Raw genomic sequence first — 26,322 nt, 5'->3', positions numbered from 1 at the left:
GCCATGGACACGCGGTCACTCGGAGCGAACCGGACCTGCCCGTCGCCGAGTTGGCGTTCCAGGTTGCGGGGGAGGAGCGGGCTGGTCAGTTCTGGACTGGGGGCAGTAGCCGGTCTGTTCACCGATGGTGTTGATTTCGGCGTTGGAGCGGTGGTCTGCGGCGTAGTCGATCTGGTCGGTGCACCTGGACCCGGCTTGTGCGGGGTACCCGGCGGGGTGCTGGCGTGCTGCGGCACGGGGCAGTAGCCGGTTCGCTCGCCGATGGTGTTGATGACGGCGTTGGAGCGGGGGTCGTTCGCGTAGTTGACCTGGTCCGTGCACTTGGTGCCGGGCTTCTTCCGGGTCACCGGCAGCGTGCTGCCGACACTCCCGTGCGAGGAGGGGTGAGCGCCTGTCGGGGGTGATGCGGGGTCTGCGGGGCCGCTCTGACTGGTGCGTTCTCTGACCGTGCGCCGCCTCGGCCTCGTCGACGACCGCAGCCGTCGGACCAACCGGCCGAGGTCCCAACTGCACCATTTCTTTCCCGTGTTGGAGCGGTGATGGAACCTGAGCAGGAAGAGGCAGGTCATGCTGCTGACCTGCTGCCACACGTCGGCCGCGATCCGCCGCAGCAGGGCCAAGCGGATCGGAACCTGGCCGAAGCACCGCAGGGTGAGGAACGCCGCATCGCTGGCCGATGCAGCAGTCGAGACCACCCGGAGACGCGTACCCCACCGCCTGGAGAGAGCTTCGCGGCCGCCATGGTCGCCTGCACCGCCAAAGGTGGTGCAGGCCCTGGACAAGTAGATCGCCGAACCTGGCGCACTCATCGAGGCCCGGTTCGACGAGGAGCGACACGCGACGTTGGTCTGCAGCCTGCCCGGCACGGGCGCCCTCCTCGGCGCCGAGTTCATCCGCGCGACCGGCGGCGACCCGGAGGCCTTCGGCACGGCCGACCGCCTGGCGCCCTTCGCCGGCCTCTCACTCGTGCCACGGGAATCCGGTCGCGTCAGCGGGACCTTGTGTCGTTCGCGCCGCCACCCCCGCGGCCACCTGTGTTGTCGTGCCGGGCCTGCCGTTATTGAGGTGCGACGGCCTTGACCCAGTCGTCGACGGTGACGACATCCGCCCACTGCGGGAACAGTCGCTCGATGAGGACGCGGTGTATCTCTGGGTCGGTGTCCAGACAGGCGTCGGAGAGGACGGTGAGGCCGAAGTCCAGGTCGTTGGCCTGGCACACGGTGGACAGCACCACAGCGCTGGTGGCGATGCCGGTGAGCACGAGGCTGTCGATACCGCGTGCCCTCAGCACCATGTCGAGGTCGCTGCCCGAGAACGCGCTCGCGCGTCTCTTGGTGACCACCACGTCGCCTGGCCGGGGCGCAACCTCGGGGTGGATCTCGGTACCCGGGGCGCCTTCGACGAAGAGGCCTGCCCGCGCGATGGCAGCGAGAGGCCTGTTGCGCGTGCCGACTTCCGGGAAGCCGGGTCGTAGCGCGATGACCACGTAGATCACGGGGACGTTCGCCGCCCGGGCCCCGTCGATCGCCCTGCGCAGACGTGACAGGTATCCGGAGTCGTCGTCGGCGATGTCCACGATGGCCTGTTGGACGTCCATCACGAGAAGGGCGCTGCTCATGTCGTCTCCAGGAACGAAGTCACTTCGGCGCTGGAACGGGCCGAGTTCTGGTGTTCGAATCCTATGCGGCTTCGGGCACGGTGGTGGTGCACCCGTCGGGCAAGCTGGGAGGGGCTGTCGGCTCAGCCCTGACTGGCCTGGTTCTGCCAGGACACACCTGTCGTGGAGGACCGGCCCACTGCGAGCGCCGGGCGGCAGCGGGCTGACGGCGTCAACTTCGCCCGCCAGGCCCTGGTTGCAGCCCGGGCGACGCCGAAGAAGAACGGCGACGGCACCCGCCCGGTGGCGTCGAAGGGGTGCACCGGCCAGGTCGTACGAAGGCCGCGCTCCGAGGTCCGGAAACCTCCCCGCGCGTGGCGCATCTCAATGCCTCTGTCAAGCGTCCGTGGGCGGGGGCGGCCGCCCCTCGAACGAGTGACGTAAAGCGTGCACGGGCCTGGTAGGCGGGAAGTCTCTTGCCCGACCATGCGTCCAGCGCTTCTCCTCGCCGAGAGGGAACCACCGTGATGTCTGTCCGCCGCATCGTGACCGTTGCAGCAGTGAGCGCACTGCTCTCCCTCGGAGCCATCGCCCCCGCCTTGGCTGCCCAGAAACGGGGCACCGACGACATTACCGATGATCTTCTCGAACAACCCGTCAGCACTCTTGTGGGCTCCCCCCTCGGCCTCCGTCTCGGCATCTGAAACCGCCGGTTCCCGGGTCAGTAGTGGCCTGCCGTAGCGGTTCTCCCTTGTCGTGCGGGACGGAGGCGTGAGGCCTCGCAGGGCCGTGCCAGAGGGGGATGCCAACCTGCTCCATCAGCCTGGCTGCCTTCTCTCCGCCCCCCATTCGGCCGGTCGGACCATCGGCCGTGCCGGCGCCGCTGTCACGGTTTGTGTCGCGCTACTCCCGGTCGTTGGCTGCTCGAGGGACGCGGATACCGGTGTACGGGCGTCCGCCAACGCACCGGATGCCCGGGCGTCCGCTGCGGTCGCCGCGAAGGCCACGGGCGGGAACAGCGACCGGGCAGGCAAGGCGTCCGACACGCGCCCGGCTCCGTCCGTGCCGGAGCCCGCCGTGCTCGCGCAGGGCCAGGTGCACGTGACCGACGGGGACACGATGGGTGTGGGGATGCCGACATCCGTCACCTTCCCCCGGCCGGTCCTCGCCGCCGTTCGCAAGGCCGTGGAGAGCTGGCTGCGCGTACAGAGCTCGTCCGGCGCGACCGGCGCCTGGAGCTGGGTGCAGGAGCACGACCTCCAGGACGGGCAACGGGCCGACTTCCGCTCCCGTAGTACCTACTGGCAGCCCGGCTCCAAGGTCACCCCCCCCTCGCTGCGGCTCGCACGGCGTGAGCCGCTTCACCATCGGCCCGTCGCTGGTCGCCACTGTCGACACGAGGACGGACATGATGGCCGTCGACACCAGCAACAGGACGAACCGCATCCCGATCACCGCGCGGCAGCCGGGCGGGACACCTGGAAGGGGACGATGGTCGTCGAGACGGAGCTGTCCGCCCGGCTCCACCATCTGGCCGCACACGGCACCTCACCAGTCCCGACCACAGGCGCACAGGTCAGGAACCGGGCGGCGCGCCGCCGATGCGGCCGACGCGCCGCGCTCTCCACCACCGCACTGGCGGCAGCGGCGCTGATGAGCGTCACCTCCGGCGTTCTCGACTCTCCCACCAAACCTGCCGCACCCCTCGCGCACGCCCCACACCCCGACACCCGCCGCGTCACTGGCGCCCGTTCAGGGGGTGATGGTCGACCTGGGCGCCCCCACACCGACCATCGAGGGCAAGAGGTTTGGCATCGCCGCGCCGGCGAGCTTCTGCCCGATCGGTGAGACGGCGGTCACGGTCACCATCAGAGGCTCCTGATGCGCGGGCTGGATCCCGCCGACCACGACGCCCTCGGCGCGGATACCGTCTTCGGCGCCCACTGACGCCAAACTCCAGATGCGCAGTGCTCGTTGTGCCGTCGGTGCTGGTGTGCCCCAGTGAGGGTGCACGTCACCGTCGTGACGGTGATTGCCGTTGCGCGCAGGCCGTGAACGAGTGAACTGCTCCGTTGCGAAGGCCCGGCGGCCCGGCGGCTCGGCCATCCGATCCGCCCCGCATGCGTTCGACCGGCCCCGCGTGGTGCCCGGTTCGCCTCCGACGGGCCTCCGGCTACCGGTCGGCACCCCTGACGGCCGACTGCACCTGCCGCCCACGCGTGGGCGACGGCACACCGACATAATTCCACCTCGACCGACGATGGGACGCTGTTGGTGAATCCAGAATGGTCGCGAATCCATTCCGAAGGGTGCCACGGAATGGGATCGGCGCAAGTACGCCCGCAGGGTCGAGAAATTGCCAAGCCGAACAGGCGCCGGAGCGTCGTTTAAACGCGGCCCAAGAGCTCACCTGTGATATTGCCGATGAGTCCTCCGTCCGGCTCCATATCTTCCTTGGCCAACTCCTTGGCCCTGGCATGCCTGCTGTAAGGCGCCTCGCCATGCGTGCTGTCAGGTGCCTCTCCGTGCCTACTGTCGAGGGTAGGCCCAGGCCGGGCGGTCGAACCCTCGACCGTGGCCCTTCGCGGAGTCGCCGCGGAAGCACCACTCATTCCGATCGTGGCGAGCAGGACAGGGGTGGTGATCGCAATGGCCAGGGCTCTGCGTACGCGCATGGCTTTCTCCTCCGTCAGGACGACAAGTCGCCGCCAAGCTACCCCGGCATTCATCCCGAAAAACCGGTCATCGAACTAACTGCTCGTACGGCCGAACGTCTGCCGTCCCAGCCCTTTACTTCGAGACACCGAAGCGGGCAATTCATTGACGGCAGCGCATAGAGAGCCGTTGTCCCGGATTCGCCCACGTGACGGCCGGGGAGATCGCGTGCGGCGTACACGGTCGATCCTCCAGTGGCGCCCTTTCCGCCAGTCGAGGTACTGCTGGGCGTGCCAGATGAACAACCCATCAGCGGGAAACCGGCGAACAGGGCAGAGGAGACAGTACGGCAGGCAGGCGGCGCACATGGTCGGTCATCTGACGTCTCGTCATGGCCAGAGTGGAACGGCCAGACACTGTCCCGCCTGTACCGCCCCACCACCACATGCCCCCGGCTCACGGGGGCACTCCACAGGATCAGGGATCACCCTGGAGGCGCACGCGTTCGGTCCGCCGGCCGGCGCACGACTTGCGCCCCGCCCTCCACGGTCGAGGGGCGGGGCGCCCGTGCGTCTGGCATCCCGGGCGTGCGGCACCCGGATGCGAAACCCGACGCGCCCCTCGCTCCGCGTGAGAGGCGCGCCTGCCTTAGAAGGCGCTGTTGCTGCAGCCCATGGTCGAGCCGAGGTGGCTGGCCTGCGCGCCCGGGTTGCCCTCGCCGTTGAGCCCGTTGCCCAGCAGGCCGTTGAGGATTCCGACCTCGCCGAGGACGTCGAGGTTCAGGTCGTGCGACCTGCAGCTGGAGCTCTGCTGGATGTTGAATTGGTCGCCGTGGCCGCCGCCGTGGCCGCCGGCGTAGGCGGTGCCGGCGGTCATGAGTCCGACGCTGCCGAGGGCAGCGACCAGGACGGCAGCCTTGCGAAGCTTCTGCATGTCGTCTCCGTGAAAGTGAATGGATGCGATCTCTGGTAGACCGACTTCTTTCACTTACGAGATATTAGTGAGAAGTGTTGCAAATCGGACAATGACGCGCCGGTCTCATAATCTTTGCGAGCGACGAGCAGATCACCGAACGCCAGTGCAGCGCCTGCCGGCACGCAGCCCTGAGCAAGATCCCGGCACGAGGGGGTGGGGGAAGTCTCCGCAGACCCCATCGACCATGGGGCCGAAGCAACTGTGGGGCGATACCAGCCGATCGAGCCGATCGGTAAGGACGGGTTCGTCGGAAGGTCCGGAAGGCGTACGGCCCCGAGGGTGAGGCTGATGGCGGTCAAGTCCCCACCTGTGACGGCAGTTCGGACAACGACCGGCGGGTGGCCCGTCTCGCCCGCGAGGCCGCTGTCGTCGCCGGCCTGGCCCATCCGCGCATCGTCACCGTGCACGACCTGGGCTCCGCGGTGCACGACGGGCGGCGGCACGCCTACCCGGTGTGCAGCCTCTCCCCGGCAAGTCCCCGAGTGCGGTCTTGGCAGCCGGACGGCCTCCCCTGCCCAACGCCCCGTACGCGGCGGCGTGTGCCGCCGACGCCTGGACGCCGCTCACGAGGCGGGCCTGACCCACCGGAACATCAAGCCGTCCGACATCATCGTCCGGTCCGGCGGCAGGGCGACGGTCGTCGACTTTGGCAGCACTGGCTGCCGGCCCACTGGTGGATCCTGGCTGGCGTCGGGCCGCCCGCGGCCGCGGTTGGCGGAGGCCGGCTCTGCCAGCGGCGGCAGAGGATGCGGTGCGAAGCGGTTCGTGCGCAGGGCCTGCGGTACGGGCCGCCCGGGCTGGATGCCCTGCACCACGCCCGGTTCGAGGGAGCGGTGCGGGACCTGATGTGTCGGGACGGCTGCCAGGACACAGGTCCTGGGTGGCTCACCCGCTCGGATGCGCTCGGCGGGCAACTGGTCACGAGGGTGTGCATGGTGAGTTCATGATCACTACACCTCACCCCAAGAAGACCGTTTCCTGGATTTCGCGAGCATGCGCGGTGAGCGTCGCCGTGGGCATCGCATGTGCGGCGGGGGCGGCGACTGCCACGTCCGCCGTGGCTGCGACGCCCGCCATGCACGTCGCCACCAAGGCCGGCCCGGCCCACGGCCACGGCGGCGAGGACGAGAACGCGTGCGGCGACGGCATCCTCGACCTTCTCAACTTCTGCAACTGAGGTACAGCCGGACGGTAGTTCCTGCCCATGCGTTCCAGCGGCACGCTGGGCTTCACACAGCGGTGGGCGTTCCCGCGCGGGAACGCCCCCCTCCTTCGCTGGTTCGGCGACTGGCACTCAAGTACGTCTGTCGCGCGATGACCAGACCACGCAGGCGGCTGCGGGTGTGTTGTTCGCTGTCGAGCCGCCGGGCGACGCAGGCCTGTTCACTGGATCGCACAGTTCAACGATCTGGTTCCGCGCTGCGGCCTGCCGCCGCTCGATCCCCTGCGCCCGTTCGGACTCGCGGCCACCGGGCAGGGATTTCCACCCTTCTGCCGTCCGGTCCGCTGTCAACTCCTGTGCATTTTGAGACAACTTGACAGACGCGAGGCCCGATTGCCGACCGAGAGATTGTCATGTTCGCAACGAACTCGTTTACTGCGGACATCAGTTGAGACCCAAGGAGGCGCACCAGTCTCATGATCAAGCGAATCGCCGTCCTGACGGCAATCATCCCGGCCCTGCTGAGCACTACGGTTGGCGTCGCTTCGGCCCATTCCGATCCGCGCGTGGCCCCAGCTGTGGTCACCCTGACCTACGACGCCAGCGATGCCGGTCAGTGGGCGGGCCCGATCAAGCAGGCTGTGCAGAACTGGAACGACGCGGTGCACAACGTTCGCCTGGAGCCCACGAGTACCCCCGGCTCGGCCGACTACGTCTACGAGGCGACCAGCGGATGGCCGCAGACCACGTTGGGGCCGATCTTCCCCGGCGGCAACGGTGACGTGCAGCTGGGTCAGCAAGCGGTGGACGAGGGTTACGACGCGACCCGGATCGCGGCGCATGAAACCGGGCACATCCTCGGTCTGCCCGACGACTACGGCGGCCCGTGCTCGGAGATCATGTCCGGTCACGGCCCCGGCACGTCCTGCACGAATGCCAAGCCGGACGCTGCCGAGGCGGCACAGGTCGACGAGAACTACGCCGCCGCCGTGTCGGCGGTGCGCCCGCACCATCGCCAGGTGGTGATCGACACCTGGTCCGGCCGGGCTCTCACCGGCTTGCGCTGACTGGCCGGCAGCACGCCTGCTGCAACGACCGGCTGCCCGCCCCCGCATGGACCCGCGGCCGGGGGAGTGCTGCGTGGTGGTCGAGATTTCTAAAAACAACATTCATTGACATAGAAATGGGGGCCATGCTGGGATGAGGCCATGACCGCATCCGTGCATGCCGCCCACCTCGCCCACCTCAACGTCGCCACGCTCCGACACCCCCTTGACGACCCGCGGATGGCGCCGTTCGTCGAGATGCTCGACCCGGTCAACTCCGCCGCCGACGGCGCACCCGGCTTTGTGTGGCGGCTCGTTGAGGAGGGCGCGGCCGACGCCACCGGCCTGCGCCCGGCGGGCGAGAACGTCATCGTCACCCTGTCGGTGTGGGAGACCCGGGAGGCCCTGTGGGACTTCACCTACCGCAGCGGCCACCTGGAAGCGATGCAGCGACGCCGCGAATGGTTCGAGCGGCACGTCGAGGCGCACCTGGTGCTCTGGTGGGTCCCCGCCGGTCACCTCCCGACCGTCGACGAGGCCCTTCAGCGGCTGGCGGACCTCCGGGCGCACGGACCGTCCCCGCGCGCGTTCACTTTCACCTCCTCCTACACCGCCGCCGAGGCCGCCCAGCACCTGCGGACCGTGCCGCCGGGCCGGACGGAACAGGCCACCCCAGGGCGCGTCCGATGAGGCGGTGACATACCTGTATGAGGCTCGGACTCGGTCGCTCCCGTGTGCCGTCCGCCGACCACCGCCGTCGAGTCTGGTGCGGTCCCCGGCGGGGACCGCAGCGAGGTCCGGCGACTGTACACCGGGGGCAACGGTCGCAATGGTGCGTTCGACGAGGGGATCACCCTTGAGTCCACGCCCGGCAGGCGTTCGACCACCGCGTCGCAGTCAGGTCGGTCGGTACGTGGAGGGACTGGGCGTGCAGTGCCGCTTCCTCGGTGAACTGGTCCCGGCCTGACCGGCTGCGGCGGCGCGCGCCGCCCCGCCCGTCGCCTCGTCCGTCATCCGGAGATCTGTGCGTACAGGTCGGACACGCTCTGCATGAAGGCGTCGGCCGACAGTCGCGCCTCCGCCAGCGCCCGCACGCCGTGCCGGTTAGTGTCCAGTGCCTCGCGGATGTCCGTCATGACGAGCGACACGTCCCGGTCGCTGCCGACGCCAGTTAGGTTGTACCGCATGAGGGAGGCGATGTTGTCCGCCGTGATGGGGCCGGCGTAGCAGTGGCCCGCGCAGAGCGTCGGTATCCCGGTCGCCATGGCCTCCATCGCACCGCGCCCGAGGGAGATGACCACGTCCATCTCCCCGAGCAGGTTGGGTATCGACTGGCACGGCACGTGGTTGATGAGGATGATCTCGCTGCCGAAGCGGTCGCTGGTCTGCCAGAACCCCGGGCCTTCGCCCGCCACGTACACGAGGAGCTCTTCGCGATCGATGTTCTCGATGATCTGGCCGAGGAGCGCCTCGCGCCCCGAGTCCAGCCGGCAGTAGAGCAGGACCCGCGGTCGCCGCGGGCGGCTCTTGCCGAGGACGGCGGGGAAGCGTTCCAGGTCGACGCCCTGGTGTACGAGGACTGCCCGATCCCGGGGAAGGTACCTCCGTTGCAGCGACAGCGCGTTCTCCGTCATGCACAGGAAACGCTCGCAGCGCGCGACGAGGTAGTCGGACGAGCGTCGTCCCGCGTGGTGGACGATCCTGAACGCCGGTATGTGCTCCCTGAATTGCATCAGCATCTCGTCGTGCACATCGTCGACCAGGATCAGATCCGTCTTGCCCGACGGATCGATCTCCTCCGTCACGGTGACGGAGTCCATGCCACGTAATGTCGAGGTCAGGGCGAACCTGGAGGGATCGTCGATGGTGAGCCATACGGTGTGGCCCGCTCTGCTCATCGTCCCTATCAGGTCGAGGACGAAGCTTTGCTGGCCGTATGTGTGGTAGCGCCCGTGCTGACCGTACTTTCCGTCGTAGATGGCGTTGCTGCTGGTGGCGAGCAGGTAGGTGATGTGCACGCTTCCTCATCGGGTCGCTGAGTGGGAGCCGGGGCCAAGATGTGCGGCGCGTGGGCGGAGAGCGCGGTCAGACGCCCTTCGGGTACTGCTCGAAGCCGAAACGCCGGTCGAACTCGGCCTGGCGGTCCGTGTCGAAGAAGCGCACCATCTTGACCATCGGCCCCCAGCGCTCGTCCAGGCTCATGCCCTCGATGCTGAATCCGTGCTTGAGCTGGAAGATCATCGCGGTGCGGTTGCTCGGGTGATGCTCGGAGGTCACACGCTCGTACCCGAGCGCCTGCAGGTAGTCCAGCAGCTTGGTGTAGCAGAGGGCGGCGATGCGCTGTGCGCGGTATTCGGGCAGCATTCCGCTCGTGCCCAGGTAGAAGGTGTCAGGGTCCGCCATCCGGCCCTTCAGCCATCCCATCAACCTCCCGTCCGCGTCCTCGATGAGGATCCGTTCCTGGTGGAGCCTCCGGTATTCCACGACCAGTTCTTCCGACTTGGGGCGGTACGGGTGGGCGTCCCGATCCGGGAAGACGGACGCGTAGATCTGTCCGACCGCCTCCCGGAACGTCGCTTCGTCGACGCACCGGCCGACTCCGCTGCCCGCGCCCGGGAGCCGCACGGGAAAGAAGCGGCGGCGGATGTCGTCGATGGTCTCGAGGGCGTCGGGAGAAGGCATGGAGTTCACCTGAGTTGCTCCTGTCGTCATGGATGGGCGGCGCCGTGGCCGCGGCCGGCGGCACGGGACCGCCTGGCTCGGGCCCGCCAGGCGGGCGGGGCCGCTTGCTGAAGCGCCCCGGTTCCTTGGGGGGAGAGAGAAGGCGCCGGGTCGTGGCGCCGGAGTGCCGGGCCGCCCGGTTGCGGGGAGACCCGCAGCCACCAGGCCGCCAGGCCGCCTGCGGGCCGTTCGAAGCCGGAGCACGAGGAGCGGGCTCGGCGTCGCGGACAGGCGGGGGTGTGCGGTGGGGTCAGCCCAGGCCGATGGGGTTGACGAAGGTCTCGGGGGTGGGGGTGGTCCCGGCCTGGTCCCACAGGGTGCCACCGCAGGGCCGGACGAGGGTGACATGGGTGGTCTCGTCGGGCGGGGTGATGAGGGCCTTGCCCGGTGCGAAGGGGCGGCTGTCGCTGGTGTTCGCGGGGATCGGCAGGATGTTCATGGTGATCAGGGCGGTGCTGTCGCCGGGGTGCAGGGTGATGGTGCTCGGCTTGTCCTGGGAGCGGGGCAGGTTCCAGGTCTGGCCGGTCTTGCCGATCAGGCGGATGCCCGGGAAGCCGTACAGGGTGCGGGTGCGCCCGCCGTTGTTCGTCGGCCTCGCTGCCGCGATCTGCTGGTTGGCGGCGTTCACGTCGGGGCTGCCGCAGTGCGCGGAGCCCCGGCTGTAGTTGAGCTCGCCGGTGTGGCAACGGTTGCTCGCGGCGGCGCAGGAGCCGTTGACGGCGTCGGCGCGCGAGTGCTGCTGTGCCTTCTTCGCTCCGGTCCAAAAGGAACCCTTGAGCGCGTCCTGCGTACCGCCCTGCCCGCAGGCCGAGGAGGTCATCGCCGTACCGGAGGGGGCTGCGGCGTTCGAGGAGGAGTCGTTGGACGGGCCGCATGCGGAGGCACCGGTGCCGCTCGCGACGACGGCCGGCACGGGGGTGGTGCAACGGACGGCGCGGTTCAGCTTGGCGGTCATGGTTCCCCTTCTCCAAGCACCGGGTTCTCACACCGGTGCTCACCGTGACGGGTGCGTCCTACGGGACGTATGACGTGCCCTCGCGGGAGGGCGTTCATGGAGAAGTGTCAGGAACCTGTAACAGCCATCGATGCCGTCACTCCGCCCGACCAGGGGGGGCATGTGGTCAACCAGCCTGACGGGGTGGATTTTCCCGAAGTCCCTCTCGGGACCGTCTGCGGTGAGACGACCAGCGGCAGCCGCCGCAGCTTCGGCCTGGAAGACCGGTGGAGGAGTGCGGCCGGGAAAGGGCGGTCCGCCGGGGTGACGCGCGGCCACGGGCGCCGGGCAGGGCGGGCTGCGAACCCCTTGACCTCACGGCCTTGCGCTTCTTCCGGGGGCGGAGCCGACTGCGGAATGGGGAGTACTTTCTCTTAGGGCTAAGATTTCAGCATCAGACGTGTGCCGCGAAGGGAAGACATGACTCAGCGCAGGGCGGCGAAGCGACCGGATGCCGTGGCGGGGATCGTTGAGGATTGGGCGCGCGAGCGGCCCAGGCTGGACACCTCGCCGCTTGAGGTGCTCGCCCGACTGCACCGGTCGTATCTGCAGTACCAGTCGCGGATGACCTCGCAGCTCGATGAGCACGGGCTGTCCGTCGCCGGGTTCGACGTGCTCACCGCGCTGCGCCGGGCCGGCGCCCCGTACCGCCTCACCGCCGGGCAGCTTGCCGCCTCCGGGCTGATTTCCTCGGCGGGGGTGACCCTGCGCCTTGACCGGCTCGAAAAGGACGGCCTGATCGTACGCGAGCGCGACGCCGACGACCGGCGCGTCGTGTACTCGCGCCTTACCGACGCCGGGCTGACGAAGGTGGACGAGGTGTTCGCCGAACACCTCGAGAACGAACGCCGGATGCTCGGCGGACTCTCACCCGCCGAGCGGCGTCAAATGGCCCGCCTGCTCTCCAAGTTGGAGCGTTCGATCGTCGACTCCGACGCGGCGGGGGAGGACGGGACGGCCCCGAGCTGACCCGGCCGCCGCGGCAGCCGGGAGCCGCAGGCCAGCGTGACCTCCGACGCTCACGAAGAGCCCGCGGCGGACCCCGAGCACCGCCTCGCACAGGGGAGTCACACAGCACGCCGCGAGCCCGTACCCGGCGGGGAACACCGTGGTCAGGACGTCCGTCCAGCGCCGCGGGACACCGCTCAGTCGGTGTTGCCGGCTGTCGGCCGTGCCTTCGACTGCTGCTTCGCCTGCGCCTGGTACAGGCGGCGAAGGCGGACGACTCCCAGGTCGTGCTGGTAGAGGTTCTCGTACTGGTCGGCATCCCGGGGCAGGCCCTCGAGCATGACGCGGTCCTGTTCCAGGACCTCCCAGTGGCGGGCCTCGATGAGGGTCTTGTAGAGGAAACGCCAGGTGTCGCGCTGCCAGTCCCGCACCTTGCGGTAGCGCCAGAAGAAGACGCCGGTCCGCTCGGCGTCGACCGGGCAGGCCATGCCGACGATGCCGAAGGGGCCACCGGGCCCTGCCGACGGCGGGTACGGGATGGACAGGTCCACCCAGTCCACGCCGGTGCGGCACAGCTCGACCCAGTCGAAGTTGACGCCGCGCTGGTCGGTCTTCTCGAAGAAGTAGCCGCGGTCGGTCTCCCGAATGCGGAACTTCGCGGTCGTGCCGCCGTCGAACATGGTGTGCGACTCGCGGTGCAGGAACGCGCCGTGCATCGGGTCGAGCAGGTTCTCCATGGCGAAGCGCCACGGGACGTTCCATTCGGCGTAGCAGAGGAAGGCGGAGATCTCGTCGTCCACCAGAGGGTCGGGGAGGGCGAGTTCCGCCGGGTCGGGGTGCTCCCCGTCGCCGAAGTAGGCGAGGATCGCGCCGGCGACTTCGCGGACGGGCAACGAGGTGACGAGGGCCTTGCCTTCCAGGTTGCAGCCGGGCAGACCAGGCACGGAGGCGACCTTGCCGGAGCCGTCGACCTCGACGCCGTGGTACCAGCAGGCGACCCGGTCGCCCAGGTGCTTGCCGAGTGACAGCGGGGCGCCGCGGTGCGGGCAGCGGTCGGCGAGCATGGAGAGGGTGCCGTCGGACTTGCGGAAAAGCAGCCAGTTCTCGCCGAGGGCGGTCACCTTGCGCATGCCCCCGGGCTTGACGATGCGGGACGGCACAACGGGGTGCCACTGGTTGCGCAGCCCGTGGGCGTAGATGTGCTCGGCGGTGTCGCGGGTCGAAAGTGTCACGTCAGGCTCCCAGGCGGTGCATCTCGGCGCGAAAGGACTCCTCGGTCCACGGCTCGCCCGTGGGCGTTCGCAGTCGGCGGGAGTTGAGGCCGTTGATCACGTCGGCCGGTTCGTGACCGTCCTTGGTGAAGATGTCCTCCAGAGTGCGCGCGAGCCTCAGCTCGTACGGGGTGGGCTCGTGGTCGCGTGTCTGGTGGGGGTCCAGATAGGGCCAGGTCTCAGGCATGGGGTCTCCGTGCGGGTTTCAGAGGTCCAGGACAAGGCGGTCCGAGGCGCAGCGCGAGACGCAGATCATCATCGTCCCGCCGGTGGCGTGCTCGGCCTCGCTGAGCAGGAAGTCACGGTGGTCGGGGGTACCGGCGAGGACGCGGGTCTCGCAGGAGCCGCAGATGCCCTCGCGGCAGGAGGAGCTGACAGTCAGCCCGGCGTTCTCGGCGGCTTCCAGGACGGAGGTGCCGCCACCGACGTTCAGGGTCACCCCTGACGTACGGCACTCGACCTCGAAGGCGCTGTCGTCGCCGTGGCGTTCTACGACCGGGGCGGCGAACCGCTCGATCCTCAACTGCCCTTCGGGTACAGCCTCTTCGACGGCCTTCAGGAGCGGCTCCGGGCCGCAGCAGTACACCAGCGTGTCGCTCGGGAGGCCGTCGAGAGCGCGTGCCAGGTCGATGTGGCCCTGCTCGTCCTGCGGTACGAGGGTCACCTCGCCGCCGTCCAGCGCGGCAAGCTCACCGCCGAACGCCATCGACGCGCGCGAGCGCCCGCCGTGGACGAGCCGGAACGGGATACCGTCCCGCTGTGCCTGCCGGGCCATCGCCAGGATCGGTGTGATGCCGACGCCGCCCGCGATGAAGACGTACGAGGCGGCGCGGTCGAGCGGGAAGTGGTTGCGCGGCCCGGCCACCCGCACAGTCTGGCCGGGCCGCAGTGTGGTGTGCACGTGGCGCGATCCGCCGCGCGAAGACGGCTCGTTGAGGATGCCGAGCCGGTACACCCCGGTGTCCTCCGGATCGCCGCACAGGCTGTACTGGCGCACGTAGCCGCCCACGTGCAGGTCCAGGTGCGCGCCGGGCGCCCACACCGGGAGCGGCTTGCCGTCGGGGTGGGTCAGTTCGACGGAGAGGACGCCTTCCGCCTCCCACGTCATACGACGGACCAGGAGGTCCATCTGTGGATCTTCGGTGGTGCTCATGGCTGTGGGCCTCCCTACGCGGCGGGGATCTTGACGGGCGGGGTGAACGGGTCCTTCATCGGACCGAGCGCGACGAGGTCCACCTCGACGAGGGTGGGACCGTCGGAGGCGACCGCCCGGGCGATCACGTCCGCGGCCTCGCCCTCGTCCGCTATGCGGGCGTACGGGAGCCCGCAGGCGGCGGCGAGGTGCGCGAAGTCGGGCGTGAACAGGTCGACGCCGAAGCGGCGTTCGCTGTACTTGTCCTGCATGTTGCGCAGCACCCCGTATCCGCCGTCGTTGAAGACGAGGAGGGTCAGCCGCGGTCGTTCCTGGGCCAGCGTGAGCAGCTCACCGAGGTGCACGGCGAGCCCGCCGTCGCCGGCGATGACCACGGTCGGTTCGTCCGGGCGGGCGACGGCCGCGCCGATGCCCATGCCCAGGCCCTGGCCGATGCCGCCGCCGCGCGGGAACACGTTGGCCCGGGGATCGTGCATCGGCAGCAGGCGGTTGCCCCAGGAGGAGGACGGGATCGTCACGTCACGGGCGACGACGGCGCCGCGGGGGAGGGCCTTGGCGAGGGCGTCGCAGATGGCCGCCTGGGGGCCGATGCTGTCGTGCAGGGTGGCGCGCACCTGGTCGCGGACGCTGCGGGTCCGGGCCGTCCAGTCGGCGTCCGCGCGGGCCGCGGCCTCGGTGAGCCGTGGCAGTACGGCGGCCGCGGCACCGTGCAGGGCGTGCCGGGCCGGGTAGACGCGACCCAGGGCGGCGGGGTCGATGTCGATCTGGATGTGCGCTTCGGGCAGCTGAAGGCCGTAGTCGGCGCTCTCGTTGGAGCGGAAATGGGTGCCGACGGTGACGAGGACGTCGGCGTCGTCGAGCAGTGCACGGCCGGCGGGGGTGGTGGCGAAGTTGCCGATGACCAGCTCATGGTCCTCGGGTACGGAGCCACGGCCGGAGTTGGACGTGAACAGCCCGGCGCCGGTCGCCTCGACGAGCGACAGGAGCTCGCTTCGAGCGGTGTTGGCGCCACCACCCGCCCAGATCAGCGGCCGCCGGGCGGACGCCAACAGCTGTTGCGCACCGGCCAGTTCGGCGGCGTCGGGCACCGGAAGCCCGACGCCCTCGGCCGCCTCGACGACGTCGTACTGGGCCGCGTACTGCAGGTCGATCGGCCACTCGACGCTCGCTGGGCCCCCGGGCGCGGCGAGGGCGGCGACGGACGCCTCGCGCAGGATGTGCCCCGCATCCCGTGCGGAGGTGACCGTCGCGGCGTACTTCGACACCGCCCTGAGCATCCCGGGCTGGTCCTTCGTCTCGTGGATGAAGCCGCGTCCGCTGCCGAGGTACTCGGACTCGACCTGGCCGGTGACGTGCAGGACGGCCGTCCCCGACGACAGGGCCTCGACCAGCGAACCGGCGGCGTTGCCCGCACCCGTACCGGTCGAGGTGAGCGCGCAGCCGATGCTGCCGCGTGCCCGTCCGTACGCGTCGGCGGCGTTGACGGCACTGGCCTCGTGGCGCACCGGTACGAAACGCAGCTCCGGGTCGGCCTCGATCGCCTCCACGAGCGGGAGGTTGTGCACGGAGACGATACCGAAGACGGCGTCGACGCCGAGGGACTTGAGATGGGCGGCGAGGAGCTCGCCTCCGTTGCGGTAGGTCACAGGGGTCATCGAGGGCTCCTCAGAGGATGCCGCGGCCGACTCCGCCGCAGACGTCGATACTGGTTCCGGTGATGTACGAGGCGCGCGGCGACAGCAGCGTGACGATCGCGTACGCGACCTCCTCCGCCCGGCCGAGCCGCCCGAGCGCGATGCCCCGGTCGGCGGCGATCTCGGCCTGCCACGCGTCGTAGTCCAGGCCGCTGTCGTCGGCGGCGAAGCGGCGGGTCCACTGGCCGGTGTCGATCAGGCCGAGACAGACGGAGTTGACGCGTATGCCGTCGTGCGCGAGCTCGCTGGCGAGGGACTTGGAGAGGTTGAGGATGCCGGCGCGAGCCGCGCTCGTCGTGATCAGCCGGGTTTCGGGCTGCTTGGCCAGGACGGCGTTGACGTTGACGATCGCGGCAGCGCCCGAGGCGCGCAGGTAAGGGCGGGCGGCGGCAAGCGGATTGAGCACGCCCGCGAACTTCAGCTCGAGCTCGTCGCGCCAGTCCTCGGCGGTCGCCTCGTCGAGCGGCTTCATGCGCGACTGTCCTGCGTTGTTGACGAGAGCGTCGAGGCGCCCGCCGAAGTGCGCGGCCGCGCGCTCGGTGAAGTCGGCTACGGCGTCGGCGTCGCGTACGTCGCACACACCGCCGAACAGCCTGTCCGTACCGGCCTTCAGGTGCGCGGCCGCCTTGGCGAGCCGGTCGGCGTCGCGCCCACAGGCGGCGACGTTGGCGCCTTCGTCGAGCAGCGCCCTGACCGTGGCCAGGCCGATGCCCGAACTGCCGCCGGTGACCAGTACGGTGCGGTCGGCGAGGCCGAGATCCATGAGAACTCCTTGCGCGAGTGGTTCAGTGCATCGTGAAGCCGCCGTTGACGGCGATCACTTGGCCGGTCAGGTACCGGGACTCCTCGCCGATGAGGAACGACACCATCCCGACCAGGTCGTCGGGCTGCTGGGGCCGGGCGATGGCCCGGTTGTTCGCGTACAGCGCGTGCCGCTCGGCGGGTACGGTCTCCGTCGCCTCGACCTCGGTGAGGCCCGGCGCCACCGCGTTCACCGTGATGCCTTCGGGGCCCAGTTCGCGGGCCATCGCCCGGGTCAACGCGATGACGGCGCCCTTGGACGCGATGTAATGGGCGAGCCGCGGCGATCCGTACAGAGCCGCGTCGGAAGCGATGTTGACGATGCGCCCGGGACGTGGCATCAGCGGGAGCAGGTGCTTCGCGACGAGCCAGGGCCCGCGTGCGTTGACCGTCATCAGCCGGTCCCACGCCTCGACGTCGAGGTCCTGGAAGTACTTGCCGCCGACACCGTTGGCGAGGGCCGCGTTGTTGACCAGTGCGTAGACGGGCCCGCCCGGCGCGACTCGGGCGGCCAGCGCCTCGACCGACACCGGGTCGGCGACGTCCAGCGGAACGAACTCCGCCTCGCCGCCAGCGTCTTGGATGGCCGCAGCGGTCCGCCGGCCCCACTCTTCGTTGAGCTCCGCGACGACGACGCGGTAACCGTCGGCAGCCGCCCGGCGGGCCATGGCCTCCCCCAGGCCACGGCCCCCGCCGGTGACGACGACCCTGCGAGGCTGGTCAGTCACGGGTGACGCCGTACAGCGGCGAGTACTCGGGGTAGGTCGGCACCTGCGGCTTCCGCGTGCCGATGATCACGCAGAAGAGTGCGTCCGTGGCGCCCTCGTTCTTCAGCGATCGGGTCACCCCGGCGGGCACCACGATCATGTCGCGGTAGCCGAGGGTGCGGTACTCGACCTCGTCCGGCCCGCGGTGGATGCCCACACGGACCCTGCCCTCGAGAACGAAGAAGGCTTCCTCGACGTCGTGGTGGGTGTGGGCGGGGCCCTCGGCGCCGGGCGGCAGCAGCATGTTGGAGAAGGTGAAGCCGCCGGACGGGATGATGCGGTTGTCGTCCTCGTGGTTGCCGGTGGCGCCGGAGCCGACGTAGCGGATCTGCGCGCGCTTGTACTGCGGGCCGGCCTTCTCCTGGAAGGAGAGGGTGCCCCAGTCGGGCTCGCGGGAGTCCTTGGACGCGATCAGCGATTCGGTGTACTTGGCGAGGTCCCCGCCGTTGTCGTACTCGGTGGTGGTCAGCGGCATGATGGCTATCCCTTGCTGGTCTTGGAGTTGGTGACGATGTGGAGGTGGGAGAGCAGCCAGGCGTTGAAGCGCTCGGGCTGTTCCTGGTTGGCCAGGTGACCGGCGTCCTTGACGATCACGTACGCGGTCTTGTGCAGACCGCCGGCCAGGACCTGGGAGGCTGGAGGGCCGGTGACCCGGTCCTTGTCGCCGCACAGGACGAGGGCGGGCGCGGTGACGGAGGCCAGTTCGCCGCGCAGGTCGGTGCCGGCCATGGATGCGGCCGCGCATGCGTATCCGGGCAGCCGGATCGCGGCGGCCATGGTGTCGACGACGCGTTGGACGAGTTCGTGCGGCGCGTCGTCGGACACCAGGCGGGGGCCACGCCGCTCGGCGAAGGCTCGCGGTCCGAGATCGGCGAGCTCGTGGACGCGGGCGCGCATCCCGGCGGCCCTCTCGGGGGTCGTGCCGGATCCGGGCGAGGAGTCGGCGACGGTGAGTGAGACGACGAGGTCCGGGTGGAGCGTGGCGAGCCGCAGCGCGATCACACCACCCCAGGAGACGCCGACGACATGTGCCCTGCCGCCGCGTTCGCGGATCACCGCGGCGGCGGTGTCGGCGTAGTCGTCGAGGGTGAACTCGCCTTCGGGGTCGGCCGACTTGGCGTAGCCGGGAGCGTCCCAGGCGAGCACCCGGAACTCGCGTCCGAGCGCCTCCAGCTGCGGTGCGAAGGCGGCACAGGACGAACCGATACCGTGCAGGCACAGTACGAGCGGGCCACCGGAGCCGTTCTCCTCCAGATGCAGTCCGGTGATGTCGTACGCGGTCACAGGATCTGCCCGGGGCGTCCGGCAAGGGCCGCGAGCGAGCGCAACACCGCGTACGGAACCACCTGGCTGGTGGCCGGGTTGACCGCGTCCGGGAGGTGGCGCATCTCGAAGCGGTACGAGCCGTGTGCGCCGCTCGCCTCGAGCACGTGCGAGGTGTGTACGGCCGCCGGGTCGGCGATGACGCTGACCTGTACCGCGTCGAGGTTCCCGACCGCGAGCGCCACGGAGGCGGCGACATTGGTCGACTTGGGGAACCGGACCGGCACGTCACGTGCGGTTCCGCGCATCACCTCGACGGGTTCGGTCGCCGAGCGCATCGCGGCCAGCAACTCCCCGTTCATCCACGGCTGTTCGAGAGTCGAGGGCAGCTTGGTCGTGGTCAGCCTGATCTCGTTCAGCGGGCCCATGGCGCGCACCGCCTGCAGCAGGTCGAGCCCGCCGACCGCGCCACCGGTGAAGTACACCCGGCCGGGCCCGCTGGCCAGGAGCTTCTTCGACAGCTCCTCGTCGGTCAGCGCCCCCGTGGATGCCACCAGGAGGTCCGTACCGGACGCGAGGATCGCCTCGCCCCATTCCCGTACGACCCCCTGCCCGGCGGCCTCGACGATCAGGTCACAGGACTCCAGGGCCTGTTCCACGGTCAGCTGCGGAGCGGGAACCGCGTCGCCGAGCGGCCGGTTGTCGACGATGCCCACCAGCTCGGCCCCCGGTACCTCACCCGCGGCCACCGCGCTGCCGACGATCCGGCCGATGGCCCCCCAGCCGATGAGACCGACCTTGCGAACCCTGCTCATGCTGCGACCCCTTCGGCGTCGACGGGCGGGACGACGGGGCTGCCGTCGGGCGTGCCCGCCATGTGGGCGCGGATCCGCTTCGACGGCGGGCCCGCGGTGCCCCAGGTGTCGGACAGCTCGGGCGTGCGCCGCCAGGTCCGGCAGATCCACGCGTCCTCGACGACCTGCGCGACCTCGGACGTGTACTCGCACACCAGGCCCGTCGGGTCGGTGAAGTAGGAGAAGGTGTTGTTGCCGGGACCATGCCGCCCAGGGCCCCACTCGGGGGTGATCCCATGGTGCTTGAGGCGGCCGAGCCCCCGCATGAAGTGGTCGAGTGAACTCATCTCGTACGCCACGTGGTTGAGGGAGACCCACGGCGCCTGGTTGAAGGCGATGCAGTGGTGGTCGGTGTTGCACCGCAGGAACGCCATCTGGTGCTCGGACCAGTCCGAGACCCGCATCCCGAGCACGTCGCGGTAGAAGGCGACGGAGGCGTCGATGTCGGGGGTGTTGAGGACCGCGTGTGTGACGCCGACCGGCAGTGCCTCGTCCCGGCCGCGCGCCGCGACCGCCCAGGTGCCGGCGGAGAGTTCGACGAGCCGCCCGTCGATGTCGTGGAACCGCAGCCCGTAGCCACCCCCCACCTGGTCGAGAGGGCCGGGCCCGGTGACGAGCGTGATCCCGCGCGCCTCGAGCCGGCGCGCGGCCTCGTCCACCTCGGCGGGGGTGCCGACCGCGAAGCACAGCCGGCCCAGACCGGTCTTCTCGGAGCGGGTCAGCTGCAGGGCGTGGTGTTCCTCGCCGGTGCCGCGCAGCCAGCTCGCGCTGTGTCCGGCCTCGACGACCTCCAGGCCCCAAACCTCCTCGTAGAAGTCGGCGGCCTCGGCGAAGCCCGGGGTCAGCAGTTCGACCGAGCGCAGCGCACGCAGCCGGGCGATCGGAGGGTGGTTCATATCGGAATCTCCCAAGGAATACGTCAGTTGGCCCAGGGCAGGGGAGCGGTGTCGGTGCCCCAGTACAGGGACTTCTGCCGCTGGTAGGCGCGGATCAGGTCGCGGCCCTTCTCGATGCCGAGCCCGGAGTCCTTCATCCCGCCGAACGGAGTGGAGATGGAGAACTGCTTGTACGTGTTGATCCAGACGGTCCCCGCCTCGATCCGACGCCCGAGCCGCCACGCGGCGCCCGCGTCCCGCGTCCAGATGCCGCAGGCGAGCCCGAAGACGGAGTCGTTGGCCTCGGCGACCAGCTCGTCCTCGTCGCCGTAGGGGAGTGCGACGAGCACCGGGCCGAAGATCTCCTCCTGGCAGACGCGGGCCGAGTTCGGCAGGGAGTCGATCACGGTCGGCAGGTAGTACGCCCCCTTCGCGTACTGCTCGCCCTCGGGTGAGTGGCCGCCGCAGAGCACCCGCCCGCCCTCCTCGCGCGCCAGCTCGACGTACGCGGCGACCGCGTCGCGGTGCTTGTGGTGCACGAGCGGCGCGACCTGTGTGTCGGGGGACGTACCCGGCCCGATCCTCAACTTCCGTACACGGTCTACGAGTTCGCCGATGAAGGAGTCGTACAGCGATGAGTGGACGAACAGTCGCGAGCCGGCGATGCAGGACTGGCCGCTCGAGGAGAAGATCCCGTACATCACACCCGCCAGGGCCTGTGCGGTATCCGCGTCCTCGCGCACGATCGTCGGTGACTTGCCACCGAGTTCGAGCGCGGCGGGGATGAGCCTGTCGGCGGCGGTGCGAGCGATGGTGCGCCCGGTGCCGGTGCCGCCGGTGAAGCCGATCCGGCCGACCAGCGGGTGCCTGACGATCGCGTCACCCACGATGCTGCCCTTGCCAGGCAGGACGGCGAGCAGCGCGGTCGGCAGCCCGGCCTCGGTGAGGGCCTGATGGACGATGCGCCCGAACGCGAGGGACACCAGGGGCGTCCACTCGGCGGGCTTGAGCAGGACGGCGTTCCCGCCCGCCAGGGCGGGCGCGATCTTCTGCGCGTCGGAGGCGATCGGCGAGTTCCACGGGTTGATGGCGCCGACGACGCCGATCGGCTCGTACACGCTCATCGTCACGTACGGGCCGCGCGACGGCGTGAGGGCGTCCTCGGCGGTCTCCAGCGCCGCGGCCGTGTAGCGGAAGGTGCCGGCGGCGCTCAGCGCGAGGGCGCGGGTCTCGCCGAGGGTCTTGCCGGTGTCGGCGGTCTGCAGCGCCGACAGGTGTTCGGCGTGCTCTTCGGTCAAGTCACCGATCCGGTACAGGACGCGGGCTCGCTGATGCGGGAGGAGACCTCGCCACTCGGGTGCGGCGGCGGCCGCGGCGGCGGCGCGCGCGGCCTCGTCCACGTCGTCGACCGAGGCGGCGTGGACGGTGGTGATGACGCTGCCGTCGGCCGGGTTCACGGTGTGGATCGGCAGGCCGCCGCCGCGTCGCCAGTGGCCCGCGATGAGGATCTCGTCGGCTGGGATGCGCGGCATGTGAACCTCCAGAAAAGGGCGGTGCTGGTGCCTCGGCACGCGGCGGGCCGTCTGGCCTCGTCTCCCGGTGTCGAAGTACTAGAAATCTAAGGGCTTAACTATTTCGATCACAAGGGGTCGATGGAAGAACGTTTTCTTCGACGTCAGGAATAAGGCTTGCCTAACTTCGGCTGGCTACCGGTAGAACTTAAGCGGTGAGACATTCAGCACCTACGTAATCGGGTCGACGGCGCAGTCCGTGCGCCCCCACTTCGGCTCGCCGTCCCCCTCGCCCTCATTGCCGCCCGGCACACGGTTGCTCCGTCGTGCCGCGCGGCCCGAACCCCTCCCGTGCGGGCCCGCTCACGCACTGCCGTACGGGATCCGGAGGCCACCCATGACGATCGACGCAGCCCGCGTCGCCACAGGTCGACGAGGCGACTCGGCCGCGCTCGCGGCCGCCGTCGGCGCCCGCTTCGAACGCCTGCCGCTGTGTCGCTGGCAGGTGATGGTCCGGCTCATCGTCGGCGCCGTCACCTTCTTCGAGGCGTTCGACCAGCTCCTGATCGCGTACGTGCTCCCTGAGCTGCGCAGCGAGTGGAACCTGGACACCGGACATGCCACCGCGCTGATGACGGTCGGCTCGATCGGCATGCTGATCGGCGCGTTGGTGTCGGGCAGGCTCGCGGACCGGTTCGGCCGGGTGAAGGTCATCGCGGGCTGCATCGCGCTGTCCAGTCTCTGCAACCTGGCACTGACGCTCTGCACCTCGCCCGAGCCGTTCATGGCGATGCGCTTCGTCCAGGGCACGGCCATCGGCGGCGAGGTGCCGATCGCCGCCACCTTCATCGCGGAGATCACCCGTGCCCGCCGGCGCGGTCGCTTCGTCCTCCTCTACGAACTGGTCTTCCCGGCCGGCCTGACCGCGGCCGCGCTGCTTGCCTCCTGGCTGGTGCCCCTGCTCGGCTGGCGCTGGATGTTCGGCCTCGCGGCGATCCCCGGCGTGCTGTGCTTCGCTCTCGCCCGGTACGTGCCGGAATCGCCGCGATGGCTCGCGGACCACGGCAAGCACGAGAAGGCGCTGGCGGTGATGGCGTCGATCGAGGAGAAGGTAGAAAAGATCACCGGCGCTCCGCTGCCGGAACCGGAGCCCGCGCGGCCTGTAGCGCCGCCCCGGGTCAAGGGCGCCCTGCGCGAGCTGCTGAGCGGCGCGTACCGCAAGCGCACCCTCGTCGTCGGATTCCTCTGGTTCACCGGCTACTTCGTCAACTACGGCATCACGTCTTGGCTGCCGACCGTCTACGGAGCCCGTTTCCACCTCAGTCTGCCGACGGCGCTGCTCTACTCGACGGTGACGAGTTGCGCGGGCCTGCTCGGCTGCCTGATCGTCGCCCTCACCATCGACCGGGCCGGCCGCCGCAACACGGTGATCTGGTGCATGGGGGCCTCGGCGCTCTGCCTACTGCTCCTGGGCCTGTCGGCCGGAGGCTCGGCGGGGAGCGTCCTGGTCTGGACATCCCTGGCCGCGGTCTTCCTCTTCGGCTCCAACATCTGCCTCTACCTCTACACGCCGGAGCTCTTCCCCACCCGTATCAGGGCGTTGGGCTCCAGCCTGGGCGGTGCGATGGGCCGCCTGGGCGTGATCCTCGGCCCGATCGCGGTGGGCGCGGTCTACGCGGGCAGCGCGCTCGGAACGGTCTTCGTGACGCTGGCGGCCGTCGCCCTCGTCGGCTCGCTGACGGCAGTGGCCGGGGCGGAGGAGACGAGCGGGCGCAGCCTGGAGGACATCGCGCCGTAGGCCGGCGAAGTTGCCTGAAGCACGCCGTTGTTGAACGGAAGCGGCATCCGCTGCATCGCTGACGGCGCGAGTACTGCCCCGAGACCCACGTCGTCAACGCCGGCCCTGGTCTCCGACCACGCCGCCCGCGGACCGGCCCGGCGCGGGGCGGGCACCAGTTCGGTGCCCGCCCCGCACACGGGCTGCTGATCAGCCGTCAGTCGCCGTGCCACGGCCCGTCTTTCGCACCGGGAGCGCTCGCCGGTTCGCGGCGCCCGGCCAGGTCGTCGACCCAGGCCGTGCGGGACTCGGGTGGCCGGGGGCGGCGGGCGGACGCCTCGGCGAGGGGGACGGCCCGCTGGCCGCGGACCGCCTCGCCGGTTCCGAAGCGGACGGAGACGGGTGTGTGCCAGCCGATGCCCGAGTGCCGGTGGTCATGGCTGCCGTACGCGATGAACGCGTTGAACGTACCCGGCGCGGTGACCCGTGGCCCCCAGCCCGATCGACCCATGCGACTTGTACGGTGGGGTCGTCAGCCCGGCGTATGCGCAGGTGTTCACGGCAGGGGCCGACCAGGCCGGCACGGTAATGGCCGCTCGGCGTATCCGCCGGCCGCCAACCGGTCGCCCACCTGCCGGCCGTCTGGGGCCTCTTCGCCCGGTTCCCCGGCACACGCCCGCAGGTGCCTAGGCGGACTTGGCCGTCGCCCGGACGCCGAAGTGGACGTACCGGCTGCCGTCGGCGAGGGCGTAGAACACCACGGGTATCCAGGCGTCCTTCTCATTGCGGCGGCCGGCGAACACCGTCTTCGCCGGTGTGTGCGAGACCGGGGTCAGGTGCCAGACCAGCGGGTCGAAGGTGCCCGCCAGGCCGTCCGCACCCTCGTACCTCAGCCGCAGTGTTCCCGGTCCGCCGTCGCCGTCGGCGATGGTCATGAGGAAGCCCTCGCGCTTGTAATTGCCGAGGAACGGCTCCGTCTCCACGGCCAGGGGTTCGGTGGCCGGTGCGAACCCTGGCATGGTGACCCCGGCGAGTTCGGCGCAGAGCTCGCGGCAGAGCGCCTCGAAGACCTTGGGCGCGGCGCCGCCGCCGTTGGTCAGCAGGGCGATGGCGAGGCCCTTCTCCGGGATGGCGCGCAGGTAGGCGAGCTGGCCGAAGGTGCTGCCGTCGTGGCCGAAGCCGCGCGCACCGTCCCACTCGAACAGGCCCCAGCCCAGGCCCCAGTGGGCGCCGAGGAACCACTGGTCGGGCATCTCGACCTCGCGGGTCAGCATCGCGTCGACCACGGCGGCCGGCAGCACCCGGGTGCCGTCCGGCGCGGCGCCGCCGTCCACGAAGGCCCGTGCGAACCGGGCCACGTCGGCGGCGGTCGCGCTGATCCCGCCGTACGGGCCGGCCGAGCGCGGCAGCATGTTCCAGAGCGGGGTGGGGACGGGGGTCTCGCCCGGTTCGCCCATGTGCCCCATGGCGGCGCGGAAGCGCAGCACCTCCTCGGGCAGGGTCATGGTGTGCTCCAGCCCGAGCGGGGTGAGGAGCAGCTCCTTGAGCGCCTCGTCCCAGGTCTGGCCGGTGACCACCTCGACGATCCGGCCGAGGACGTTGTAGGCGGTGCTGGAGTACGACATGGTGGCGCCGGGCGGGTTGGTCAGGCCGACGGTCCGCGCGCCCTCGATGTAGCGGGCCAGGCAGTCGTCGCCCCGGCCGGTGTCGTTGACGTAGTCGCCCTCGATGCCGCTGGTGTGGTTGAGCAGCTGGCGCGGCGTGATCGTCCGGGTGGCCCCGGCGTCGGCGACCGCGAAGTCCGGCAGGACGTCCGCGACCGGCGCGTCGAGGTCCAGCTTCCCGGCGTCGGCGAGCAGGACCACCATGGCGGCGGTGTACCCCTTGCTGACGGAACCGATCTGGAACACGGAGTCCGGGGTCACCGTGACGCCGGTGCCGGTGTGCAGGACGCCGGCGGCCAGTTCGTGGATCTCGCCGTCGGCGAGTACGGCCAGGGCGGCGCCGGGGATGTGGTGGGTGACGAGGAGCTCGTCGAGCCGGGCCTGCCAGCGGGCGGTGTCGAACGCCGGGGCGCCGTCGCTCACGCCCAACGCACGGTTGACCGTACGGGCCACGTCGCGGTCGGTCTGTTCCAGGATTTTGGTCACTGCCTGGTCGACGAGCTTCGACACGTCCCGGCGCAGGTTTTCCGACATGCTGTCTCCCTCGTGGTCACGGTGGAATGGCGCGAGTGGGGTGGGGCGGGGGTCTGCCGG

24 protein-coding genes and 1 pseudogene are annotated in these 26,322 nt (G+C 70.1%); 6 read left to right on the top strand and 19 right to left on the bottom strand.

Going from position 1 to position 26,322, the window contains the following annotated elements:
- Positions 1-843 precede the first annotated feature (843 nt).
- The gene (locus ADK64_RS43090) at positions 844-1,080 is read left to right on the top strand and encodes a transposase (protein ID WP_159046282.1); all 237 of its coding nucleotides are present in this window, start codon (positions 844-846) and stop codon (positions 1,078-1,080) included.
- Here ADK64_RS43090 and ADK64_RS17825 read toward each other — a convergent pair.
- Positions 1,058-1,618, bottom strand: coding sequence for a cysteine hydrolase family protein (locus ADK64_RS17825; RefSeq protein ID WP_053660082.1), 561 nt, complete (start codon positions 1,616-1,618; stop codon positions 1,058-1,060). The two genes, ADK64_RS43090 and ADK64_RS17825, sit on opposite strands and share 23 nt — an antisense overlap.
- Positions 1,619-2,353: 735 nt before the next feature.
- Here ADK64_RS17825 and ADK64_RS49045 point away from each other — a divergent pair.
- Positions 2,354-2,911, top strand: a pseudogene (locus tag ADK64_RS49045) (Ig-like domain-containing protein); the annotation flags it as partial.
- Positions 2,912-3,349: 438 nt separating this feature from the next.
- Here the strand turns inward: ADK64_RS49045 and ADK64_RS46675 are convergent.
- Positions 3,350-3,541 carry a hypothetical protein gene (locus tag ADK64_RS46675; RefSeq protein WP_053660081.1) on the bottom strand — a complete coding sequence of 64 codons (192 nt, stop codon included), beginning with the start codon at positions 3,539-3,541 and terminating at the stop codon, positions 3,350-3,352.
- 1,359 nt (positions 3,542-4,900) lie between these two features.
- Positions 4,901-5,185 carry a hypothetical protein gene (locus ADK64_RS17815; protein WP_053660079.1) on the bottom strand — a complete coding sequence of 95 codons (285 nt, stop codon included), beginning with the start codon at positions 5,183-5,185 and terminating at the stop codon, positions 4,901-4,903.
- A gap of 1,680 nt (positions 5,186-6,865) precedes the next feature.
- Here ADK64_RS17815 and ADK64_RS17810 point away from each other — a divergent pair.
- Both ADK64_RS17810 and ADK64_RS17805 read left to right on the top strand, forming a co-directional pair.
- Positions 6,866-7,456 (top strand): snapalysin family zinc-dependent metalloprotease, encoded by a 591-nt coding sequence (locus ADK64_RS17810; protein ID WP_053660078.1) that lies wholly within the window; start codon positions 6,866-6,868, stop codon positions 7,454-7,456.
- Between the two features lie 141 nt (positions 7,457-7,597).
- Positions 7,598-8,125, top strand: coding sequence for a DUF3291 domain-containing protein (locus ADK64_RS17805; protein WP_053660076.1), 528 nt, complete (start codon positions 7,598-7,600; stop codon positions 8,123-8,125).
- Positions 8,126-8,445: 320 nt separating this feature from the next.
- Here the strand turns inward: ADK64_RS17805 and ADK64_RS17800 are convergent, their stop codons facing one another.
- From ADK64_RS17800 to ADK64_RS17790, 3 genes are all read right to left on the bottom strand, one after another.
- Positions 8,446-9,453 (bottom strand): glycosyltransferase family 1 protein, encoded by a 1,008-nt coding sequence (locus ADK64_RS17800; RefSeq protein ID WP_053660074.1) that lies wholly within the window; start codon positions 9,451-9,453, stop codon positions 8,446-8,448.
- Between the two features lie 67 nt (positions 9,454-9,520).
- Positions 9,521-10,117 (bottom strand): GNAT family N-acetyltransferase, encoded by a 597-nt coding sequence (locus ADK64_RS17795; RefSeq protein ID WP_234384613.1) that lies wholly within the window; start codon positions 10,115-10,117, stop codon positions 9,521-9,523.
- Between the two features lie 289 nt (positions 10,118-10,406).
- Entirely contained in the window at positions 10,407-11,111 is a 705-nt protein-coding gene (locus ADK64_RS17790; protein WP_053660071.1) for a DUF4232 domain-containing protein, read from the bottom strand.
- Between the two features lie 459 nt (positions 11,112-11,570).
- Here ADK64_RS17790 and ADK64_RS17785 point away from each other — a divergent pair, with 459 nt between their 5' ends.
- On the top strand, positions 11,571-12,119 hold the full coding sequence (locus ADK64_RS17785; RefSeq protein WP_053660070.1) for a MarR family winged helix-turn-helix transcriptional regulator: 549 nt from the start codon (positions 11,571-11,573) through the stop codon (positions 12,117-12,119).
- Positions 12,120-12,295: 176 nt separating this feature from the next.
- Here ADK64_RS17785 and ADK64_RS17780 read toward each other — a convergent pair whose 3' ends face one another.
- The 11 genes from ADK64_RS17780 to ADK64_RS17730 are packed head-to-tail and all read right to left on the bottom strand — an operon-like array spanning position 12,296 to position 22,308.
- On the bottom strand, positions 12,296-13,330 hold the full coding sequence (locus tag ADK64_RS17780) for an aromatic ring-hydroxylating oxygenase subunit alpha (RefSeq protein ID WP_053660068.1): 1,035 nt from the start codon (positions 13,328-13,330) through the stop codon (positions 12,296-12,298).
- Position 13,331: 1 nt separating this feature from the next.
- Positions 13,332-13,556, bottom strand: a complete 225-nt coding sequence (locus ADK64_RS17775) for a recombinase-like helix-turn-helix domain-containing protein (RefSeq protein WP_053660066.1) — start codon at positions 13,554-13,556, stop codon at positions 13,332-13,334.
- A gap of 18 nt (positions 13,557-13,574) precedes the next feature.
- A complete protein-coding gene (locus tag ADK64_RS17770) occupies positions 13,575-14,522 on the bottom strand; it encodes a PDR/VanB family oxidoreductase (RefSeq protein ID WP_053660065.1) in 948 nt (315 codons plus the stop codon).
- Positions 14,523-14,536: 14 nt separating this feature from the next.
- Positions 14,537-16,177: a thiamine pyrophosphate-binding protein gene (locus ADK64_RS17765; protein ID WP_420712990.1), complete on the bottom strand. Its 1,641-nt coding sequence runs from the start codon at positions 16,175-16,177 to the stop codon at positions 14,537-14,539.
- Positions 16,178-16,187: 10 nt separating this feature from the next.
- Positions 16,188-16,979 carry an SDR family oxidoreductase gene (locus ADK64_RS17760; protein ID WP_053660063.1) on the bottom strand — a complete coding sequence of 264 codons (792 nt, stop codon included), beginning with the start codon at positions 16,977-16,979 and terminating at the stop codon, positions 16,188-16,190.
- A gap of 22 nt (positions 16,980-17,001) precedes the next feature.
- Positions 17,002-17,745, bottom strand: coding sequence for an SDR family oxidoreductase (locus tag ADK64_RS17755; RefSeq protein ID WP_078992695.1), 744 nt, complete (start codon positions 17,743-17,745; stop codon positions 17,002-17,004).
- A complete protein-coding gene (locus ADK64_RS17750; RefSeq protein WP_053660060.1) occupies positions 17,738-18,259 on the bottom strand; it encodes a cupin domain-containing protein in 522 nt (173 codons plus the stop codon). Before ADK64_RS17750 ends, ADK64_RS17755 begins: the two co-directional genes overlap by 8 nt.
- A 5-nt stretch (positions 18,260-18,264) precedes the next feature.
- Positions 18,265-19,068 (bottom strand): alpha/beta fold hydrolase, encoded by an 804-nt coding sequence (locus ADK64_RS17745; RefSeq protein WP_053660058.1) that lies wholly within the window; start codon positions 19,066-19,068, stop codon positions 18,265-18,267.
- On the bottom strand, positions 19,065-19,862 hold the full coding sequence (locus tag ADK64_RS17740) for an aspartate dehydrogenase domain-containing protein (protein ID WP_053660057.1): 798 nt from the start codon (positions 19,860-19,862) through the stop codon (positions 19,065-19,067). The genes ADK64_RS17745 and ADK64_RS17740 overlap by 4 nt, the downstream gene beginning before the upstream one ends.
- Positions 19,859-20,797 carry a VOC family protein gene (locus ADK64_RS17735; protein WP_053660055.1) on the bottom strand — a complete coding sequence of 313 codons (939 nt, stop codon included), beginning with the start codon at positions 20,795-20,797 and terminating at the stop codon, positions 19,859-19,861. Before ADK64_RS17735 ends, ADK64_RS17740 begins: the two co-directional genes overlap by 4 nt.
- A 23-nt stretch (positions 20,798-20,820) precedes the next feature.
- Complete coding sequence (locus ADK64_RS17730; protein WP_053660053.1) at positions 20,821-22,308, bottom strand: aldehyde dehydrogenase family protein; 1,488 nt, start codon at positions 22,306-22,308, stop codon at positions 20,821-20,823.
- Positions 22,309-22,684: 376 nt separating this feature from the next.
- On the opposite strand from ADK64_RS17730, the gene ADK64_RS17725 reads away from it, so the two are divergent.
- The gene (locus ADK64_RS17725; protein WP_053660051.1) at positions 22,685-24,085 is read left to right on the top strand and encodes an MFS transporter; all 1,401 of its coding nucleotides are present in this window, start codon (positions 22,685-22,687) and stop codon (positions 24,083-24,085) included.
- Between the two features lie 196 nt (positions 24,086-24,281).
- Here ADK64_RS17725 and ADK64_RS17720 read toward each other — a convergent pair whose 3' ends face one another.
- Positions 24,282-24,575 (bottom strand): hypothetical protein, encoded by a 294-nt coding sequence (locus ADK64_RS17720; protein ID WP_053660049.1) that lies wholly within the window; start codon positions 24,573-24,575, stop codon positions 24,282-24,284.
- A 175-nt stretch (positions 24,576-24,750) separates the two neighbouring features.
- Positions 24,751-26,262, bottom strand: coding sequence for a serine hydrolase domain-containing protein (locus tag ADK64_RS17715; protein WP_078992694.1), 1,512 nt, complete (start codon positions 26,260-26,262; stop codon positions 24,751-24,753).
- Positions 26,263-26,322: the final 60 nt, after the last annotated feature.

This window comes from Streptomyces sp. MMG1121, assembly GCF_001280015.1.
Classification (GTDB): domain Bacteria; phylum Actinomycetota; class Actinomycetes; order Streptomycetales; family Streptomycetaceae; genus Streptomyces.
The sequence above is the reverse complement of the archived record's forward strand: the minus strand, read 5'-3'. Positions and strand labels throughout refer to the sequence as shown.

Excerpts from the sequence above, each read along its gene's own strand:
- ADK64_RS17825 (WP_053660082.1), bottom strand. The coding sequence starts at position 1,618 with ATGAGCAGCGCCCTTCTCGTGATGGACGTCCAACAGGCCATCGTGGAC.
- ADK64_RS17815 (WP_053660079.1), bottom strand. The coding sequence starts at position 5,185 with ATGCAGAAGCTTCGCAAGGCTGCCGTCCTGGTCGCTGCCCTCGGCAGC.
- ADK64_RS17810 (WP_053660078.1), top strand. The coding sequence starts at position 6,866 with ATGATCAAGCGAATCGCCGTCCTGACGGCAATCATCCCGGCCCTGCTG.
- ADK64_RS17805 (WP_053660076.1), top strand. The coding sequence starts at position 7,598 with ATGACCGCATCCGTGCATGCCGCCCACCTCGCCCACCTCAACGTCGCC.
- ADK64_RS17795 (WP_234384613.1), bottom strand. The coding sequence starts at position 10,117 with ATGCCTTCTCCCGACGCCCTCGAGACCATCGACGACATCCGCCGCCGC.
- ADK64_RS17790 (WP_053660071.1), bottom strand. The coding sequence starts at position 11,111 with ATGACCGCCAAGCTGAACCGCGCCGTCCGTTGCACCACCCCCGTGCCG.
- ADK64_RS17785 (WP_053660070.1), top strand. The coding sequence starts at position 11,571 with ATGACTCAGCGCAGGGCGGCGAAGCGACCGGATGCCGTGGCGGGGATC.
- ADK64_RS17775 (WP_053660066.1), bottom strand. The coding sequence starts at position 13,556 with ATGCCTGAGACCTGGCCCTATCTGGACCCCCACCAGACACGCGACCAC.
- ADK64_RS17770 (WP_053660065.1), bottom strand. The coding sequence starts at position 14,522 with ATGAGCACCACCGAAGATCCACAGATGGACCTCCTGGTCCGTCGTATG.
- ADK64_RS17765 (WP_420712990.1), bottom strand. The coding sequence starts at position 16,177 with ATGACCCCTGTGACCTACCGCAACGGAGGCGAGCTCCTCGCCGCCCAT.
- ADK64_RS17760 (WP_053660063.1), bottom strand. The coding sequence starts at position 16,979 with ATGGATCTCGGCCTCGCCGACCGCACCGTACTGGTCACCGGCGGCAGT.
- ADK64_RS17750 (WP_053660060.1), bottom strand. The coding sequence starts at position 18,259 with ATGCCGCTGACCACCACCGAGTACGACAACGGCGGGGACCTCGCCAAG.
- ADK64_RS17740 (WP_053660057.1), bottom strand. The coding sequence starts at position 19,862 with ATGAGCAGGGTTCGCAAGGTCGGTCTCATCGGCTGGGGGGCCATCGGC.
- ADK64_RS17735 (WP_053660055.1), bottom strand. The coding sequence starts at position 20,797 with ATGAACCACCCTCCGATCGCCCGGCTGCGTGCGCTGCGCTCGGTCGAA.
- ADK64_RS17730 (WP_053660053.1), bottom strand. The coding sequence starts at position 22,308 with ATGCCGCGCATCCCAGCCGACGAGATCCTCATCGCGGGCCACTGGCGA.
- ADK64_RS17725 (WP_053660051.1), top strand. The coding sequence starts at position 22,685 with ATGACGATCGACGCAGCCCGCGTCGCCACAGGTCGACGAGGCGACTCG.
- ADK64_RS17720 (WP_053660049.1), bottom strand. The coding sequence starts at position 24,575 with ATGGGTCGATCGGGCTGGGGGCCACGGGTCACCGCGCCGGGTACGTTC.
- ADK64_RS17715 (WP_078992694.1), bottom strand. The coding sequence starts at position 26,262 with ATGTCGGAAAACCTGCGCCGGGACGTGTCGAAGCTCGTCGACCAGGCA.